We start from the raw sequence: 18456 nt of genomic DNA on the forward strand, positions 1-18456 counted from the left end.
CTGACCGGAATCGCCAATGCGTCGTCTTGCCTGCCTGCTTGCTCCCTCTCTCCTTGCGCTGTGCTGCGGCACCGCGCTGGCGCAGTCCTCCGGCGAGCCGGTGCCCAATGGCCGCCTGCCGACCTGGGCAGTGCCCGAGCGCTACAGCCTGTCGTTCAAGATCGATCCGGACCAGAGCGAGTTCAGCGGCCGCACCAGCATCCGCGTGCAGCTCAAGCAGCCCTCCGATCACCTCTGGCTGCACGGCAAGGAACTGAAGGTCAGCAAGGTCACGGTCAAGCCGGTCAAGGGCAAGGCGCTGACCGCACGCTACGTGCAAGCCGATGCGCAGGCCGGTGTGGTGCGCCTGGATTTCGGCCGCACGCTGCAGCCGCAGACGCTCACCGTGGACATCGTCTACAGCGCGCCGCTCAATCAGCAGCTGCAGGGCCTGTATCAGGTGAAGTACCAGGGCCAGGCCTATGCGATGACGCAGATGGAGCCGATCAGCGCGCGCTACGCGTTCCCCGGTTTCGACGAACCCGCATTCAAGACTCCGTTCGACCTCAGCCTGACCGTGCCCACCGACGACCAGGCGCTGGCCAACACCATCGCCACCTCGACCAAGCCGGCCGGCAAGGGCTGGAAGACGGTGACCTTCGCCCCGACCGTGCCGCTGCCGACCTATCTGGTCGCCTATGCCGCCGGCCCCTGGGATGTGGTGGACGTGCCGGCCATGCCGGCCACCCCGCAGCGCCCCAACCCGACCCCGTTGCGCGGCATCGCCGCCAAGGGCCAGGGCCCGCGCATCACCCCGGCGCTGGACCAGACCCCGGCAATCATCGCCGCGCTGGAGGACTATTACGCCTTCGGCTATCCGTTCGACAAGCTCGATCTGGTCGCCGCGCCGGACTTCAGCGCCGGTGCGATGGAAAACCCCGGGTTCGTCACCTTCCGCGACTGGCTGCTGTTGCTGGACAAGGACTCGCCGGCCGAGAACGTGCAGCGCTCCTTCAACACCAATGCGCATGAGCTGGCCCACCAGTGGACCGGCGACGCCGTCACCATGGAATGGTGGGACGACCTGTGGTTGAACGAGGCGTTCGCCACCTGGATGCAGCAGAAGATCACCATGCAGCTGCACCCGGAATACCGCGCCAATCTGGACCGCATCGGCGGCGCGCAGTACGCGATGGACAACGACAGCCTGGTCAGCGCGCGCAAGATCCGTCAGCCGATCACCGGCAACGGCGATATCGAGACCGCCTTCGACGGCATCACCTACCAGAAGGGTGCGGCGGTGCTGGCGATGTTCGAGGCTTTCGTCGGCGAAGACGTGTTCCGCCAGGGCATGCGCGCCTACATCGCCAAGCACAAGTTCGGCAGCGCCACCGCCGACGATCTGGTCGATGCGATCGCCGATGCCGCCGGCAAGGGCGAGGAGTTCAAGGCCGCCTTCCGCAGCTTCCTCAATCAGCCGGGCGTGCCGTATCTGCAGACCCAGCTCGCCCGCGAAGGCGGCAAGACCGTGGTCAAGCTGCAGCAGCAGCGCTATCTGCCGCTCGGTTCCACCGGCTCCACTGCGCAGCAATGGGGCGTGCCGGTGTGCGTCAAGTACGGCAAGGGCAAGAACCAGGTCGGCACCGCCTGCCAGATGCTCGCCGACGGCAGCGGCAGCATCGTGCTGGATGGCGCAGGCAAGAACACCTGGGTGTTCCCGAACGCGCGTGGCGCCGGCTACTACCGTTTCAGCCTGCCCAAGAAGCAGCTGGCTGAACTGGGCAAGCAGGTCGGCCAGCTCGACGACAACGAACAACTGGCCTATGCCGATGCGATCGATGCGGCCTACCGCCACGGCGATACCGACGGCGACGCCGTGCTGGCAGCGCTCAAGCAGTTGGCGCCGTCCGAATCGGCCGATGTGTCCACCGCGCTGCTGAACCGCTTCGTGTGGATCTGGCGCTACCAGGCCACCAGCCAGGCCCAGCGCGACGCACTGCGCAAGGTGGCCGAACAGGCGTATCTGCCGCGTCTGCGTCAGCTGGGTTACACGCGGCGTAGCGGCGAGTCGATCGACGACACCAGCCTGCGCTCGGCGCTGGCCGGGCTGTTCGCGCTGCGCCTGCAGAATGCGGAAGTACGCAAGGCACTGCTGGCGCAGGGCGATGCGGTCCTGGCCGGCGGCAACGGCGCGCTGGACTTCTCCAAAGCCAATCCGGATCTGCTCGGCACCGCACTGGCAGTGACCGCGCAGGAGCGCGGCGCACCGGCGGTGCAGAGCCTGATCGACGCATTGCGCACGCATGCCGACCCGGCGCAGCGCAACGCCATGATCGCCGCCCTGGGCACGCTGCAGGACCCGGCGCTGCTCAAGCAGGTGCGTGATTTCGCGCTGACCGATGCGATCAAGGTGGGCGAGATGAAGAGCCTGCTGATGCGCGGTCACAGTTATGAGGCCTCGCACGCGTCGATGTGGCCGTGGTTCACCGCCAACTTCGACCGTATCGTGCAGCGCAGTGGTTCGTTCGACGGCGGCGGATTGCCGGCGCTGGGTGCGTCCGGCGGTTGCAGCGTGGAAGAAGCCGACCGCCTGGATGCGTTCTTCAAGCCGCGCCTGGCCACGCTCAGTGGCGCCGACCGAGGCATGGCGCAGACCGGCGAGACCATCCGCCTGTGCGCCGCGCTCAAGCAGGCGCAAACCACCAAGCGCTGAGCCGCGGCCTGCGGCCCGGGTGCGCGGTATTGGCAGTGGCGATACCGCGCATATCGGAGCAGCTGACAAGACGACAGCGTGCACCGCCAGGCGCGCGCCCACTGCCCGCAATCGGCATGTGCCACGCGCGCACTTCGGTTCTGGGCGCGCCGTCCGCAACCATCTGGCACCTGCTCGCCAGGTGTCATCAGCCATTACAGGGCCGAAGCGATGGACGAATCACTGACACTGCACGGGGACGGTTTCGTGCTGCGTCGCTGGCGCCAGGACGACCTGGACGCCTTGCTGCGGCATGCCAACGACCCGCTGGTGCCGCGTGGATTGAGCGAGCGCTTCCCGCATCCGTATACGCGCGCCGATGGCGAGGCCTTCCTGGCCGGACGCGTGGTCGACCTGCAGCATCCGGTGCTGGCCATCGAGATCGACGGCCAGGCCTGCGGCACGATCGCGGTGCGTCCGGGGCAGGGTGAGCGACGCTTTTCGGCCGAGCTGGGCTACTGGATCGGCAGTGCGTACTGGGGCCGTGGCTGGATGACGCGCATCGTGGGCACATACGTGCCCTGGGCAATGCAGACCTTGCCGCTCTATCGCGTCCAGGCCACCGTGCTCGACACTAACCCGGCATCGGCCAGGGTGCTGCTGCGCAACGGCTTCGTCGAAGAAGGCTGCAGCCGCTGCGCGATCATGCGGCCGGATGGGCTGCACGATTTGCGCGTGTTCGCGCGGGTGGAGTTGCCGGCCGATCTGGACTGATCCTGGCCACGTGCGCTGGCGAACGCGTGGGCCAGGCGCATTTGCACGCGGCGGGTTGGCGCAGATCCGTCACCGGCATCGGCACCGATCCCGCGTGTCCTGCATAGCGTCAACGTCAACCTAAGTCCCTGTGTTGCAGGGCCTCGAAAGCAGCGCCTCGGCTACCTCGTATACGGCTCGTTGCGCCAGTGGCTTACCATCGTCGCCAATGCGTCTGCACCGCCGGCTATGCCGGCCTGCAGGATGACGAACACCGCTGGTGGCGGAAGGGGCGATACGGTCCCCGCAGCCGGCAAGTAACACGAACCCTGGATACGACGATGACACAGCATGATGGACGCGGCGGACGACCGCCGCGCGATGGCAGCAGTTCCGGCGCCTCGCACAATCCCTGGGGCCGCGCCGCGCCGCGTACACCGGCAGCGCGCCCGCCGGCACGACAGGCGCCAACGGCGTACACGCCTGCTGCTGCGCAGTCCGCGGCTTCGTCGTCCGGCGGCAATGCGCGCGAGCTGCGGCTGTACGGCATCAACGCAGTGCAGGCCGTGTTCAAGGCGCGCCCGGAGGCGGTGCGCAAGCTGTACCTGAGCGAGGCGCGCATCCCGCAGTTCAAGGCCTTGCTGGCCTGGTGCGTGGCCCAGCGCATCGGTTACCGCGTGGTCGAGGAAGCCGATCTCAGCAAGCTCGCTGCCAGCACCCACCACGAGGGTGTGGTGGCCGATGTGCTGCGCGTCGCCCCGCAGCCGTTGCAGGACTGGCTGGCTGCGTTGCCGCAGGGGCCAGTGCTGGCGCTGTGGCTGGATGGCGTGGGCAACCCGCACAACTTCGGCGCGATCCTGCGCTCGTCCGCGCACTTCGGGGTGGCCGGTCTGCTGCTGCCTGCCGGCTCCACGCTGGGTCTGTCCGGCGCAGCCGCGCGCGTGGCCGAAGGTGGCGCCGAAGCGGTGCCGCTGGTGCAGCTGCCCGACACCGCAATGGCGATGGCGCAGCTGCGTCAGGCCGGTTTCGCAGTGGCGGCCACCCTGGTGGAGGGCGGCCAGGACGTGTTCGCCGCCGCGCTGCCGCAACGGCTGGTGTATGTGATGGGCGCGGAGAGCGAGGGCATGGACCGCCAGTTCGCGCGCGATTGCGACCTGCAGTTGTCGATCCGCGGCAGCGGCAAGGTCGAAAGCCTCAACGTGGCCTCGGCCACCGCCGTGTTCCAGGCCGCCTGGCGTGCCCGTGCGTTGGGTGGAGAGTCGTGATGCGCCTGTGTGCCGGTCTGCTTGCCGCCGCTTGTGCGTTGGGCGTCAGCGCGCATGCCGCAGCGGCCTCCACGCCTGCCGCACCGCCGCAGGTGCGCACTGATCACGGCCTGGTGCGCGGGCAGTGGCAGGACGACGGCAGTGCGGTGTTTCGCGCGATTCCGTTTGCCGCGCCACCGCTGGGCGCGCTGCGTTGGCAGCCGCCGCAACCGGCTGCTGCCTGGTCGGGCGTGCGCGATGCGACCCAGGCCGCCACCCCGTGCGTGCAACCGGCGCTGGGCTGGAACGACGCCATGGCCAGACGCGGTACGGAAGATTGTCTTTACGTCGAGGTGCAGACGCCCACGCTGCAGCCGGCCAAGCCGCTGCCGGTGTTCGTCTGGATCCACGGCGGCGCCAATGTGGCCGGTGGCGCCGATGGCCATCTGCCGACCAACCTGGTCGCACAGGACATGCTGGTGGTGACGCTGCAGTACCGGCTCGGTGCGCTCGGCTTCCTGTCGCTGCCGGAACTGCGCGATGGCGACCATCAAGCCGCCGGCAACTACGCCTTGCTCGACCAGATCGCCGCGCTGCAGTGGGTGCGCGACAACATCGCGCAGTTCGGTGGCGACCCTGCGCGGGTCACCATCGCCGGGCAGTCGGCCGGTGGCCAGGATGTGGGCTTGCTGATGCTCAGCCCGTTGGCACGTGGTCTGTTTTCGGCGGCGATCGAGCAAAGCGGCACCGCCGGGTTCGGATTGCCGGCGCGTTCGCTGGAAGACAATCGCGCCCTGGGCGTGGAGATCGCCAAGCGTGCAGGTATCGATGACCCCACCACGCGTCTGGCGCAACTGCGCGCGCTGCCGGTGGAGCAGCTGATCAAGGCCGGGCAGGGTGTCGACGTGCCGGCACTGGATGACGATGGCTACATCTGGCTGCAGGCGATCGTCGATGGGCGCGTGCTGCCGCGTGCGCCGGCCGCGTTGCTGGCCGACGGTGCACAGGCCAAGGTGCCGCTGTTGATCGGCTATGTGGTGCAGGAGCTGGAATACGGCGGCAAACAGGGTGCACAGGCGCGGCTGCGTCGCGACTATCCGGCGCAGGCCGATGCCGTGCTGCAGGCGCAACGCACGCATGCGGCGCAGCGTGCCGCACGGCAGGGCGACGCAGCGATGCAGCTGTCCACCGATCTGACCTTCCGTTGCCCGGCAGTGACCGTGGCCCAGCATCAGGCCGCGCTCGGCGTGCCGGTGTGGCATTACGTGTTCGATACCGCCGCACCGGGCGGGCGGGTCACGCATAGCGCCGAGCTGCCGTTCCTGTTCAAGGGTCTGCCGATCGGCCAGCCGCCGGTGAGTCTGCAGCGCTATTGGGCCGCGTTCGTGCAGCGTGGCAATCCCAACACCAAGGGCTTGCCGGCCTGGCCGGCATTTGCGCCCAAGCATGCGGCATTGCAGTTCGCCGCCAGTGGCGTGCGCCCGCTTAAGGATGCACGCCCGGCGGTGTGCGCAGGCGTGGACCTGCCGTAATCGATCGCGCGTACCGCCACGGTACGCGCGCTTGACTCAATTCGACTTGGCTCAACTCAGCGGACGCAGCCCGTCCGCCGAGCTTATTTTTTTTGCAGTCGCACGGCGGCGCCGCCGTTTGCAGCCAATGGCAGCTGCAGGCTGTCGTTGGAGGTGAGTTTGCGCGTATCGATACGCACCTCCGTCGGGGCCGCGCCGTCGGCATAGATGGTGGCGGTCCAGCTGCCCTTGCCCAGGAATGCCAGCGGCAAGGTCAGCGTGCGCGCCTGCTCGTTGGTCATCGCGCCCACGTACCAGTCCTTGCCGCTGCGCCGCGCCAGCGCGATGTGCTCGCCGATGGCGCCATCGAGTGCGCGCGTCTCATCCCAGCTCGCCGGCACATCGCGCAGGAACTGCGCTGCCGGTACGTTTTCGTATTGTTCCGGGCTGTCGGCGACCACCGCGAACGGGCTTTCGTAGACCACATACATCGCCAGTTGCTGCGCACGCGTGGTCATCACCTGCGGCGCGATGTGCTGCATCTTGAACTCGGCCGGACGCACATTGCGGAAGCCACCCGGTGTGTAATCCATCGGCCCGAGCAACATGCGCGTGAACGGCAGCGTGAGGTTGTGGGTGGCGGTGATGCGGGTGGTCCACTTGTTGTACTCGGCGCCGAGCACGCCTTCCTGCGTGAGGTAGTTGGGATAGGTGCGGGTCAGGCCGGTCGGGTGATAGGCGCCATGCAGATCCACCAGCAGTTTGTGCTCGGCGGCCTTGGCTAGCAGGCGGTGATAGAAATCCACCATCTGCTGGTCGTCGCGGTCCATAAAGTCGACCTTGATGCCCTTGATGCCGAGTTGCTGATACCAGGCGAGTGCTTCGTCCATGTGCGCATCCAGCGCGCGCCAATGCGCCCATAGCCACAGCCCGACATCGCGCTGCCGTGCGTAGGCCACCAGACCCGGCAGGTCGAGCTGCTCCACCGGGCGGCGGATATCGGCATCGACGTTGTACTGGCCATCGCCGGTGCTGCCGAAATACCAGCCATCGTCGATCAGCATGTATTGCAGTTTCAATTGCTGCGCGTGATCGATGTAGCGCTCAATCGTGGCGGTATTCATGCCCGGCTGTGCCACGCCGCTGGCCAGTGAGCCGGACCACCAATCCCATGCCGATTTGCCCGCGCGCACCCAGCTCGCATCGAAGGCCGGCGGTGGGTTGAGTGCGGAAATCAGATTGGATTCAATCAGGCTGGCCGGGCTGTCGCCCAGCATGATCACCCGCCACGGCGTGGCGAAATCGCGGCCCTTGGCATCAAGGCTGACGGCCAGCGTGGGGTCGTCCAGGCGTGGCGATAATTTCGCCGATACGCCCAGGCTGCCATCCTCGCGGCCGGTGAGATACAGGCCGGCGTAATCGCGCAGGTTCGCCTCGGCAATTGCCAGCGTGGTGCCGCCTGCATCGGTCTGGCACACCAGCGGCAACTCGAGCAGATTGTGCGGGCGCAGCCTGGATGCGGCGATCGCATCGTATTCGCCCTCATGGCTGGTGCCGAAGCGGCCCAGGTTCAAGCTCCAGCATGCGTAATCGCTGGGGAATGCAAAGCCGGTGAGCTCATTGCGAATCCGCACCTCACCGGCGTCGGGCAGCACATAACGCAGCGCAACGCCGTCGTCGTAGGCGCGCAATTCCACTGTCAGGCGTCGCTGTTTGGGGTCCGACAACTGCACGCGCAATTGGCGGTAGTGATCGCGTGCCTGACGCGTCTTGCCCACGGCCAGGGCGAAGCGGCTGTCATGCGTTTCGGTGGTGCTGCCCTGCAACGTCATCGCCTTGCCGAGCGTGTCGGCGCGGCCCAGATCCAGTCCGAGCGGAGCGTCGTCGAGCACGACTTTGTTGCGATACAGCACGCGATAGGTCGGCACGCCGCCCGCGCGCAGCGTGAATTCCACCTGCGTACGTGCGTCGGGCGACTGCACCTGCAAACGCTGCGCAGCTGCAGGTAACGCGATCGAACACAGCAGCGCGCACGCCGCCGGTAATGCGGACTGGATCAGGTTTCGCATGAGCCCCTCCTCCTGGGAGCGCCAACCCTAACGCAGAACGGTTGTCGTCGATATCCACCTGGGGTAACGTTACCTCGCACCATGGCCGCTGAAACAGGGGCGGCAGCCACGGGCGGCATCACGACAGATGCAATGACAAGGCGACGACGCGTCGCCTTGGCGGTTGCGTCCAGGTGGTGTGCACCGTTGCTTGGCAGTAGAGCTTGGGAGAGGCCTCTAATGCTGATGGTTCGCAAGGCGTTCCGCCGTGGAGCGCTGTGGTTGTTGTGTGCTTGCATCGCCTGGACTGCAGTGGAGGCTGCACCTGCCGATGCCGATCCGCCCGGTCCCTACGACGTGCGCGTGCTCGCGGGCGGTCTCGGGCTGAGCAAGAAGCTCGCTGCCGGAACCCCGCTGCTGGCCGCCGATGCGGATTGGAGCCTGTCCGCCTGGGTGCGGCCCTCCAGCGGGACCACCGGCCCGGCCTTGATTGCCGGGCTCGGTGATCCGCAGGCGGCTGGCCGTTTCTTCGTCATCGACAACGGCCTGCTGGGCTTTGCCCAAGGCGCCGAGCATGTGCTGCGCAGCAAGCAGCCGCTGCGCGCCGGCGTCTGGACGCAGGTTGCCGCGATTGCGCAGGGCACGCGCCTGAGCCTGTATGCCAATGGCCGCCAGGTGGCCAGCGGCAACGTGCAGCAAACTGCGGTCGCGCCCACGCTGGTGTTCGGTCCGCGCCAGCAACCGGCGGCGTATACGCAGCACTTCGGCGGCGAGATTGCAGGCTTCACCGCACAGGCCGGTGCCCTGGATGCGGCAGCCATCGCACGGCTTGCCGGACAGGCGCCAGATCCTGCACTGCAGCGCTTTGAAGACGCATCGCCAGGCTGGCGTGTGCAGGTCAAGCAGATGGCAGGGCAACTCGCACCGCAAGCGGCGGCGACCCTGCCGCGGAGTGCTGCGCCCTTCCCGGCGCCGGTCGCCAGGCCGGTGTCGGAAGCGCCTGCGCTGCAGCCGTTGGATGCCGCCGCATGGCGGCTCGGTGCATGGCAACTCGCTGCGGCACCAGAGCTCGGTCAGGCCAGCGGTGCGACGCTGTCGCGTAGCGATTACGCTGCCGGCAAGACCCGCTGGCGCGCCGCGACCGTGCCGGGCACGGTACTCACCACGCTGGTCGATCGTGGTGTGTATCCGGATCCGGATATCGGCCTCAACAACATGGCGATTCCCGAATCGCTGAGCCGGCAGGACTGGTGGTACCGCAGCAGTTTCGATCTGCCTGCAGCACTGCAAGGCAAGCGATTGGAGCTGCTATTAAACGGCATCAACTATGCCGGCGAGATCTGGGTCAATGGCACCCAGGTCGGCCGTACCCGCGGCGCATTCGCACGCGGTCGCTTCGATGTCAGCAAGCAGCTCAAGCCGGGCAGGAACGTCGTCGCGGTACGGGTGTCGCCACCACCGCATCCCGGCATCGCGCACGAACAGTCGATGACGGCCGGTGTCGGCGAAAATGGCGGCATGCAGGCGTTGGACGGGCCGACCTTCATCGCCAGCGAAGGCTGGGACTGGATTCCGGCGGTGCGCGATCGCAATGCCGGTCTGTGGCAGGACGTGCAGCTGCATGCCACCGGTCCAGTGGCGCTCGGTGATACGCAAGTGATCACCGCGAAGCTGGCACCGGATCATCACCGCGCGGAACTCGAAATCAACGTGCCATTGCGCAACGACACTGCCGCAGCAGTGCAGGGCACGGTGCAGCTGGCCTTTGGCGATGTACGCATCCGGCGCGAGGTCAACGTGCCGGCCGGTGGCAGCACGCTCAAGCTCACTGCTGCGGATACGCCGCAGTTGGTCGTCGCCAATCCGCGTCTGTGGTGGCCAAACGGTTATGGCGAGCCTGCGCTGTATACCTTGCAGGTCAGCGTCGAAGTGGCCGGTACGCCGTCGGACGCGCAGCAGCTGCGCTTCGGCATTCGTCAGGTGACCTACGAACTCTCGTTGTTCGACGACGATGGCGCGTTGCGCCGCGTCCTGGTCGATCTCAATCAGGCCCGGCAACGCGGCGAGCGCATCGTCGACGTGCGGCATGCAGCGATCCGTCCGGTACCCGGCGGCAATGCGCAATCCTTGTATCCCGGCGCCTTGTCCTCGCCGGCGGTGCAGCAGCTCGACGACAACAGCCTGGCCCCGCATCTGGCACTGCGCATCAATGGTGTGCGTATTGCGGTGAAGGGCGGCAACTGGGGCATGGACGACTGGCGCAAGCGGGTCTCGCGCGAGCGGCTGGAGCCATACTTCCGCCTGCAGCGCGATGCGCATTTCAATGTGGTGCGCAACTGGGTGGGGCAGAACACCGAAGCCAGCTTCTTCGAGCTGGCCGACGAATACGGCATGCTGGTGCTCAACGACTTCTGGCAGTCAACCCAGAACTACAACATGGAGCCGGCCGACGCGGCGCTGTTTCTGGACAATGCCGCCGAGGTGATCAAGCGCTTCCGCAATCATCCTTCCATCGTGCTGTGGTTCGGACGCAACGAAGGCGTGCCGGCGCCGATTCTCAACGAAGGCCTGGACCAGCTGGTGGCCGAACTCGATGGCACGCGCTGGTATACCGGCAGTTCCAACGAGATCAATCTGCAGGGCAGCGGCCCGTACAACTACCGCGAGCCGGTGGCGTACTTCAACAAGCTGGCGCAGGGCTTTTCGGTGGAGGTGGGCACGCCCTCGTTCTCCACCCTGGAGGCGTTCCAGGCATCGGTACCTGCGGTGCAGGACCAGTGGCCGATCGGCGATGCCTGGGCATATCACGACTGGCACCAGTCCGGTAACGGCGACACCGCCAGCTTCATGCGCTCGCTGACCGACAAGCTCGGCGCGCCGACCAGCCTGGCCGACTTCGAACGCAAGGCGCAGCTGCTCAACTACGAAACGCATCGCGCCATCTTCGAGGGCTTCAACGCCCAGCTGTGGAGCAAGAACAGCGGGCGGCTGCTATGGATGAGCCATCCGGCCTGGCCCAGCAACATGTGGCAGATCTACAGCCACGACTACGACACCCACGCGGCCTACTATGGTGTGCGCAATGCGGCAGAGATGCTGCATGTGCAGATGAACCTGCCCGGCTACGAGGTGGTGGTGGTCAACAATGCGGCCGAGCCGGTGAGCGGCCTGCGCGTGCGCGCAGACGTCTATGCCGCCGACGGAAAGTTGCTGCAGCAGCGCGAGCAAGCGCTGGAGGCCGCGGCGGTTGCGGTGTCGGCACCGGTGCTGCAACTGGCGCCGTTGCTCAAGGACACCAATGGGTTGGGCTTTGTGCGGCTGCAACTGCTCGATCGCGACGCGGTCGTGCGTTCGCGCAATTTCTACTGGGTGGCGCGCGATGCGGCGGCCATGCGCGGTCTGGATGCGCTGGCGGCAGTGCCGGTGCAGCTCAGCACGCAGCTGCAGGAGGGCGCCGAACCGGTGCTGCGCGCCAGCGTGCGCAATGCCTCGCAGCAGGTTGCGCTCAACACCAAGCTGACCCTGGTGGATGCGCAAGGCCAACGCATCCTGCCGGCGTACTACAGCGATAACTATCTCAGCCTGGTGCCGGGCGAGCAGCGCGAGATCGAGATCCGCGGCCCGTCCGCGGCGAGCCTGCGCAACGCCACGCTGCAGGTGCGCGGCTGGAATGTCGAACCATCAACAGGCGTCGCCAACGGACTTCCGTAGCGGCGCCAGCGCGTTGCCGCGCCGTGCCCCCGCACGGCGTTCGCACTGACGCGCCGATTGCGCGTCAGCCAATACCGCATTGCCGTTGCTGCAATGCCATTCGAAACGGTCGTGGATTGTCGTCATCCCTGGGAGGGGACCATGAACAAGCTGCATTCGAACACCCGCCACACCCCACTGGCCGCCGCACTCGCGGCTGCACTCACCCTGCTTGCCGGCAGCGCAGGCGCACAGGACGCCGGCAACGCCGCCGGGGTCACCGACCTGGACAAGGTCATGGTCAAGGGCGTGCGCGGCGCGCAGGCCGAGGCCATCGAGAACAAGCGCACCGCCGCGCAGATCATCGACTCGATCTCTGCCGAAGACATCGGCAAGTTGCCCGACGTCACCATCACCGATTCGCTGCAGCGCGTGCCAGGCGTGCAGATCCGGCGTTCGGCCGGCGAGGGCTCGCAGCTCAATATCCGCGGCATGCCGCAGGTGCAGACCACCATGAACGGCGAGTTGTACCTGAGCGCCGGTGGCGGCGACCAATACGGCCAGCCGAACATCGGCCGCGCGCAGCCGGATTTCGTCGATATCCCGCCGACGCTGTTCAGTGGCGTGGACGTGATCAAGTCGCCGACCGCCGCCGATCTGGATGGCGGCATCAGCGGTACCGTCTCGCTGAAGACGCGGCGCCCGTTCGACCTGCCGGAAGGCTGGACCTTCAGCGGCCAGGCCGAAGGCTCCTACGGCGACCGCGTGCAGGAACTCAACGAGCTGTACTCGGGGCTGGCCAGTTTCCGCACCGAGCGCTGGGGCGCGTTGCTGGCCGTGTCTTATTCGGATGCCACGCTGGAGAACAAGCACCCCAGCGTGTATTCCAACGGCGCGCAGAAATCCACCGAGCAGAATGTGGGATTCGATTTCAACGGCGACGGGCGCATCGGCAGCAACACCGACCCCAGCAATCTGCCGCGCGATTATTTCTATAACTGGGTCGCCACCGAACTGGACAACCGCAGCACCGATCGCCAGCGCACCGGCATCAACGGCTCGTTCCAGTTCAACATCAACGATTCGTGGACGGTGTTGGCCGATGCGGCCTACACCAAGCTCGAAGACCAGGACACCTCGGTGGCCGCGCAGCTGCACACCGGCTGGGCCACCAACCAGTTGCAGCCCGGGTCGGTGGTCGATTCCAACGGCGTGCTGGAATACGGCCAGTTCCGCTACAACCGCTTCCAGGCCCACTCGATGGCCGGCGTTGCCGACTCGGACGCGCTCAACACCAATCTGGAGCTGCGCTTCGATGATGGTGGCCCCTTCCGTGCGTCGTTCCGCTGGGTGCATGGCGATGCGCAGCGCACCTACGACGAAGCGCGTGCCGATGCGGTGGTGACGCGTGGCGACCAGATCACGCGCGCCGGCGGCATCACGCAGTGGGCGAACGCCAACGGCTTGCCGACAGTGGATGCCTCGGTGGATTTCCGTGGCACCTATCCGGCGGTCAACCTCGGCACCGACGTGTCCAACCCGGACAACTGGCAGCTGATGTCGACCTGGGCGCAGGGCAACAAGATCGAAGCGACGATGGACGCGTTCCGCGCCGATGGCACCTTCGAGTTCGACGAGGGCGTGGTGCGCGGCTTCCAGTTCGGCATCCGTTACGGTGAGCGCGAGGTCAAGCTGGATACCTATCGCTATCTGTCGCCGGTATCGACCAGCTGCGCCGACCCGAACCGCTCGCTGTATTACTTCAAGGATCCGCTGATCGTGGACACCTGCAGCGGCGTGTCCGAAGCGCGCCTGCTGCCGTTCAATTCGATTCCCGGTTACTGGGCGTATTTCAACGACTTCGATCCGCTCAAGGTCACCGGCCTGGGCAGCCAGGGCCTGCCGGCGATCAACCCGCAGGTCATGAAGGACCCGGTGGGCTATCTCAACAGCCTGTACCCCGGCAACGTGGCCTACCAACAGGCCGCCGACTCCTACAAGGTCACCGAAAAGAGCACCGCGGCGTATTTTCTGGCCAATCTGGAAGGCGGTACCGGCAGCGCGGTCCCGTGGACGGCCAACATCGGCGCGCGCATCGTGCAGACCAAGCTGGCGATCGACCAGTACCTGAGCAGCGGCAATGTGTTCATCGGCAATGTCGAATGGAACGGCGTCAGCCCGGCGATCGGTACCAATCGATTGAATCGCCAATACACCGACGTGCTGCCCACCGCCAACCTGTCGCTGGACATCACCGACGCGCAGAAGCTGCGCTTTGCCTACAACAAGGCGGTGGCGCGCCAGGACCTGCCCGATCTCGGGCGCGGGTTGGTGAGCTTCTATGCGGTCAACGGCACGCCACCGCGCAACCCCGCGTTGCCTTCGGATGCGGTGCTGTTCCTCAATGGCCGCTCCGGCAATCCGGATCTTGATCCGTATCGCGCCACCAACTACAACGCCTCGTGGGAATGGTATTTCTCCGATGCGTCGTTGGTCAGCGTGGGTGCGTTCCTGATCGATGTGAAGTCGTTCCCCACCACGGTGACCAATATCGAGCTGTTGCCCGACGCCGATGGCGTGGCGCGGCTGGGTGGCCCGGTTGAGCGCATCGTCAATGGCGGTGGCGGCAAGATCAAGGGCTTTGAAGTGGGGTATCAGCAGGCCTTCGACTTCCTGCCCGGCTGGTTGAGCGGCTTCGGTACCAACATCAACTACACCTTCTCCGACGCCGACACCGACAACACCGATATCGACGGCAACACCTTGCCGATCGGCGACAACTCCAAGCACCAGGCCAACGCGGTGCTGTGGTACCAGAAGGACAGGCTGCAGGCGCGTGTGGCCTACAACTGGCGCAGCAAGCGCTTCAGCCAGGTCAACAGCGGTGCCTGGGGCGACGAGCTGGCGATCTGGAACGACGACGTGGGCTATCTCGATGCGTCCTTCAGCTACGACGTCAACGATCACCTGACCCTGTACGCCCAGGCCACCAATCTGACCGGCGAAAGCGAGCGTCGCTACGCGCAGTGGACCAACCACTACTACGACCAGAACATCTTCGAGCGTCGTTACTACGCGGGCTTGCGTCTGCGCTTCTGATCCGGCTGCACCGTTGTGCGACCCAGCGCACCCCCGCGCTGGGTCGCGCATGTTTCGCTGTTGTCGCTCTCCAAGCGGTCATTGCGCTTTCTTCCCGTCGCCGCTGAGTGCGGCGCTGCAGTACGCCTGACGGCAACGTCGGGCACCCTCCCATTCGGCCGCATCGTCGGGAAGCGATGTGGCCGTTTTTTTAGCGTGATGCCGCAGGCGTTACCCGATGCCGATCGATGCGGCGCTTACCGCGCCGGTGGCCCGGCCGTCGAGCCGCGCTTGACCACGGTGTACTTCATCACCTGATGCACGCCCTGCGCGGGAGCGCCCTTGCGTCGCTGGCGGATCGCATCGGCCAGCAGCGACACCGCCGCGCGGCCCATCGCGGTGACCGGTTGATGCACGGTGGTGAGTTCGGGCCAGATGGTGGTGGCAACCGGGGTGTCGTCGAAGCCGGCGACCGATACATCTTCGGGCACGCGCAGGCCCAGGCCGTGTGCGACCGCAACGGCGGCTGCCGCCATATCGTCGTTGCTGCAGAACAGGGCGGTAGGCGGTTGCGCCTGCGCGAGCAGGCTGCGCGCGGCGAGCAGGCCGGAGTGATAGGTGAACAGACCGTCTGCCATCAACTCTTCGGCCACAGGCAGGCCGGCAGCCTGCAGGCTGTCGAGATAGCCATTGGCACGTAATGCACTGGGCGTGTGCTTGGGGTCGCCCTTGATCAAGGCGATGCGGCGATGGCCCAGTTCGATCAGGTGATCGACGATGGCGCGCGCGGCCTGGTAATCGTCGATGCGCACCGAGCTGATCTGCGCCATCGGTGCACCGCTCGCCACCGCCACGACTGGGATGCCGCGTGCATCGAGTTCGGCAATGGTCTGGCGCGAATCGCATAGCGGGGGCGGCAGGATCACGCCGTCCACACCGGCCGCCAGCAAACGCTCGGTGGCGGCACGCTGGCTGCGGATGGCGCCGCATTTTTCCACCAGTACCTGGCTGCCATTGAGGCTGCTCTGTTCGAGCAGCCCGAGCATGAATTGGTTGAGATAGGCCGCGCTGGGATTGCTGTACAGCACGCCGATGCGCAACAGGCCGCTGGTGCGCAACGAACGGCCGGCCAGGTTGGGGCGATACCCCAATGCCTGGACCGAGGCTTCCACCCGCACGCGCATCTCCTCGCCGACATGCGGGTGGCGGTTGATGACGCGCGAAGCGGTCATCGGCGAGACGCCGGCGTGCTTGGCGACATCCAGCAGGGTTGCCGCGTTGTTCGCACTGCGTTGGCGCTTGGCCGCCATTGTGTGTGCTCGTCCTGGAGTGGAAGCGAAAGGCAGGTGGCGTGCTTGAGGCCTGCAGCGACCAGGACGTGCCTGGCCGCTGGCGATCGTCGCTGCGATGTCGGTATCGGCACAGACAACGCGCAGCGTGCGCGTGCCCTGTGCCGCGCGCACTCAACCGAGGAGTGCCCGCGACGTCTGCAAATGCAGTTATTCGCTCGGCGGCTGCACGCTTTTTGCGCGGCTGCCGAAATCGCCATCGGCTTCGGCCGCCAGGTACGCAAACACCGTGTAGGCCGCGACGTTTTGCGCAAGCGCCTTGGGGTCGATCTTGTCCAGCGTGTCGTCGGCGGTGTGGTGCAGATCGAAGTAGTCGGTGCCATCCTGCGCAAGCCATGCCCAGGCGCCACCCTTGGCGGAAATCGGCCCGACATCCGGGCCGGGGCCGCCCTTGCTCGGCTCATACGCGATGCCCAACGGCGCGAGTACCTCGGCAATCTGTCTGGTCGCTGCGCGCGACGCGTCCGGTGCCGCCGAGCCGGTGTTGAACGCATAGATGCGCCCGGCACCGAAGTCGCTCTCCGCGCCGATCTGATGCAGCGCCATGTCCTTGGCATCCTTGCCGTGCGCGGCCGCATACGCCTTGCCGCCGTACAGGCCTTGCTCCTCGTTGGCGAAGGCCACCACGCGGATGCTGCGCTTGGGCGCCTGCTTGAGTTGGCCGATCAGGTGGCCCGCGGCCATGGTGATCGCCACGCCGGCACCATCGTCGATCGCGCCGGTGCCCAGATCCCACGAATCCAGATGCCCGCCGATCACCACCACTTCCTTCGGCTTGCTGCGTCCGGTGATTTCGCCGATCACGTTGTAGGAGGTCGCGGTGCCGTCCCAGCCGCAATCCAGCGCCAGCCGCACACGCGTGCTGCCCAGCGCGGTCAGGCGCGCGAGCTGGTTGGCATCGGGCACCGACAACGCCGCCGCCGGTACCGGCGTCACGCCTTCATCGAAGCGGGTGATGCCGGTATGCGGCACGCGGTGCGAGTCGGTGCCGGCCGAGCGCATCACGAAGCCGATCGCGCCCTTGCGGATCGCTTCCGACGGGCCCTTGCTGCGCACCGCGCCGCCATTGCCGTAATCCTTGCCGTCGCGCGCCTTGGTCATCTGGTAATCGACGAACGCGATCTTGCCGGCCAGCGAGCCGGCCGGTGCGGCCTGCAGTGCGGCCAGGTTTTCGAAGCGCACCACCTCGCCTTCGACGGTGCCGCCCGGGCTGCCGCCCAGTGCAGTGATGTGCAGGGGCTGCGCATGTGCACCGATCACCGCCGCCTGCTCGCTGCGCCGCTGCCATTTGGGAAAGCTCACCGGCTCGGTCCACACCTTGTCGAAGCCCAGCGACTGGAACTTGGCCTTGGCCCAGGCCACCGCGCGCGGATCGGCCTCGCCACCGGCGATGCGTGGGCCCACTTCGGTGGTCAACGATTCCACCACCGCAAAGCCGGTGGTGTCGGCCAAGGCCTGCTCGCGCAGCTGCGCGGCGGTGCGCAGCGCGCCATCGGCGATGGTGGTCTGTGCGGCAAGCGCGGGTGTGCAGGCGAGTAGGGCAGAGATGGCAACAGCGAGGCGACGCATGCAGGGCGGCTCCAACGACAAGGGGACCCCGAGCTTATCAGCGCGAGGTCCCCCGTCTGCGTGCGAAAGGTCATCCTCCTGCGCGAAGTTGCGCAGCGGATGTGTCCGCTTACGGCACGCCCGGTGTCTTCAGTGTGTCGTTCTTCAACGAATCGCGGATCTCGCGCAGCAACAGCACTTCTTCGCTCGGGCCCTTGGGGGCATCCGGCTTGCGGTGGGTCAGGCGGTTGATCAGCTTGACCACCATGAAGATCGCAAAGGCGATGATCACGAACTGCACGACGGTGTTGATGAAATCGCCGTAGCCTATCGCCACTGCCGGAATTTCCTTGCCGGTGGCATCGACGCCGGCCGGCTTGAGCACCCAGGCCAGGCGCGAGAAATCCACATTGCCGATGGCCCAGCCGATCGGCGGCATGATGATCTTTTCCACCAGTGCAGTGACGATCTTGCCGAACGCTGCACCGATGACCACACCGACCGCCAGGTCGATGACATTGCCACGCATCGCGAATTGCTTGAATTCGCTGACCATTCCCATAG

Annotated in this window: 10 protein-coding genes and 1 other RNA gene; 7 read left to right on the plus strand and 4 right to left on the minus strand. The window is 66.4% G+C overall.

The features are described from left to right. Window positions 1–16: 16 nt before the first annotated feature. From GGR73_RS09550 to GGR73_RS09570, 5 genes are all read left to right on the plus strand, one after another. A complete protein-coding gene (locus GGR73_RS09550) occupies window positions 17–2692 on the plus strand; it encodes a M1 family metallopeptidase (RefSeq protein WP_126966305.1) in 2676 nt (891 codons plus the stop codon). 116 nt (window positions 2693–2808) lie between these two features. Beyond that, window positions 2809–2885, plus strand: a non-coding RNA gene (locus GGR73_RS09555) — sX9 sRNA. A 17-nt stretch (window positions 2886–2902) separates the two neighbouring features. Next, window positions 2903–3445 (plus strand): GNAT family N-acetyltransferase, encoded by a 543-nt coding sequence (locus GGR73_RS09560; RefSeq protein ID WP_184456691.1) that lies wholly within the window; start codon window positions 2903–2905, stop codon window positions 3443–3445. Window positions 3446–3765: 320 nt separating this feature from the next. After that, entirely contained in the window at window positions 3766–4689 is a 924-nt protein-coding gene (locus tag GGR73_RS09565; protein WP_184456693.1) for a TrmH family RNA methyltransferase, read from the plus strand. Then, entirely contained in the window at window positions 4686–6200 is a 1515-nt protein-coding gene (locus tag GGR73_RS09570; RefSeq protein WP_184456695.1) for a carboxylesterase family protein, read from the plus strand. The genes GGR73_RS09565 and GGR73_RS09570 overlap by 4 nt, the downstream gene beginning before the upstream one ends. An 83-nt stretch (window positions 6201–6283) precedes the next feature. Here the strand turns inward: GGR73_RS09570 and GGR73_RS09575 are convergent, their stop codons facing one another. Further along, window positions 6284–8248, minus strand: a complete 1965-nt coding sequence (locus GGR73_RS09575) for a glycoside hydrolase family 97 protein (RefSeq protein ID WP_184456698.1) — start codon at window positions 8246–8248, stop codon at window positions 6284–6286. 219 nt (window positions 8249–8467) lie between these two features. Between GGR73_RS09575 and GGR73_RS09580 the strand changes: the two genes are divergently transcribed. Together GGR73_RS09580 and GGR73_RS09585 are read left to right on the plus strand one after the other, a co-directional pair. Then, window positions 8468–11938, plus strand: a complete 3471-nt coding sequence (locus tag GGR73_RS09580; protein WP_184456700.1) for a glycosyl hydrolase 2 galactose-binding domain-containing protein — start codon at window positions 8468–8470, stop codon at window positions 11936–11938. A 141-nt stretch (window positions 11939–12079) separates the two neighbouring features. Beyond that, window positions 12080–15016 (plus strand): TonB-dependent receptor, encoded by a 2937-nt coding sequence (locus GGR73_RS09585; RefSeq protein ID WP_184456702.1) that lies wholly within the window; start codon window positions 12080–12082, stop codon window positions 15014–15016. A 236-nt stretch (window positions 15017–15252) separates the two neighbouring features. Here GGR73_RS09585 and GGR73_RS09590 read toward each other — a convergent pair whose 3' ends face one another. The 3 genes from GGR73_RS09590 to mscL form a co-directional block, all read right to left on the minus strand. Further along, window positions 15253–16305 carry a LacI family DNA-binding transcriptional regulator gene (locus GGR73_RS09590; RefSeq protein WP_184433700.1) on the minus strand — a complete coding sequence of 351 codons (1053 nt, stop codon included), beginning with the start codon at window positions 16303–16305 and terminating at the stop codon, window positions 15253–15255. Between the two features lie 189 nt (window positions 16306–16494). After that, window positions 16495–17913, minus strand: a complete 1419-nt coding sequence (locus tag GGR73_RS09595) for a M28 family peptidase (RefSeq protein ID WP_039519353.1) — start codon at window positions 17911–17913, stop codon at window positions 16495–16497. Window positions 17914–18022: 109 nt separating this feature from the next. Next, window positions 18023–18454 (minus strand): large-conductance mechanosensitive channel protein MscL, encoded by a 432-nt coding sequence (gene mscL, locus GGR73_RS09600; protein WP_024940317.1) that lies wholly within the window; start codon window positions 18452–18454, stop codon window positions 18023–18025. Window positions 18455–18456: the final 2 nt, after the last annotated feature.

It is taken from the genome of Xanthomonas sp. F14, from assembly GCF_014199865.1.

What these genes read in the sequence shown, in the direction of transcription:
- GGR73_RS09550 (WP_126966305.1), top strand. Translation starts at nt 17, where the DNA reads ATGCGTCGTCTTGCCTGCCTGCTTGCTCCCTCTCTCCTTGCGCTGTGC.
- GGR73_RS09560 (WP_184456691.1), top strand. Translation starts at nt 2,903, where the DNA reads ATGGACGAATCACTGACACTGCACGGGGACGGTTTCGTGCTGCGTCGC.
- GGR73_RS09565 (WP_184456693.1), top strand. Translation starts at nt 3,766, where the DNA reads ATGACACAGCATGATGGACGCGGCGGACGACCGCCGCGCGATGGCAGC.
- GGR73_RS09575 (WP_184456698.1), bottom strand. Translation starts at nt 8,248, where the DNA reads ATGCGAAACCTGATCCAGTCCGCATTACCGGCGGCGTGCGCGCTGCTG.
- GGR73_RS09580 (WP_184456700.1), top strand. Translation starts at nt 8,468, where the DNA reads ATGCTGATGGTTCGCAAGGCGTTCCGCCGTGGAGCGCTGTGGTTGTTG.
- GGR73_RS09585 (WP_184456702.1), top strand. Translation starts at nt 12,080, where the DNA reads ATGAACAAGCTGCATTCGAACACCCGCCACACCCCACTGGCCGCCGCA.
- GGR73_RS09590 (WP_184433700.1), bottom strand. Translation starts at nt 16,305, where the DNA reads ATGGCGGCCAAGCGCCAACGCAGTGCGAACAACGCGGCAACCCTGCTG.
- GGR73_RS09595 (WP_039519353.1), bottom strand. Translation starts at nt 17,913, where the DNA reads ATGCGTCGCCTCGCTGTTGCCATCTCTGCCCTACTCGCCTGCACACCC.
- mscL (WP_024940317.1), bottom strand. Translation starts at nt 18,454, where the DNA reads ATGGGAATGGTCAGCGAATTCAAGCAATTCGCGATGCGTGGCAATGTC.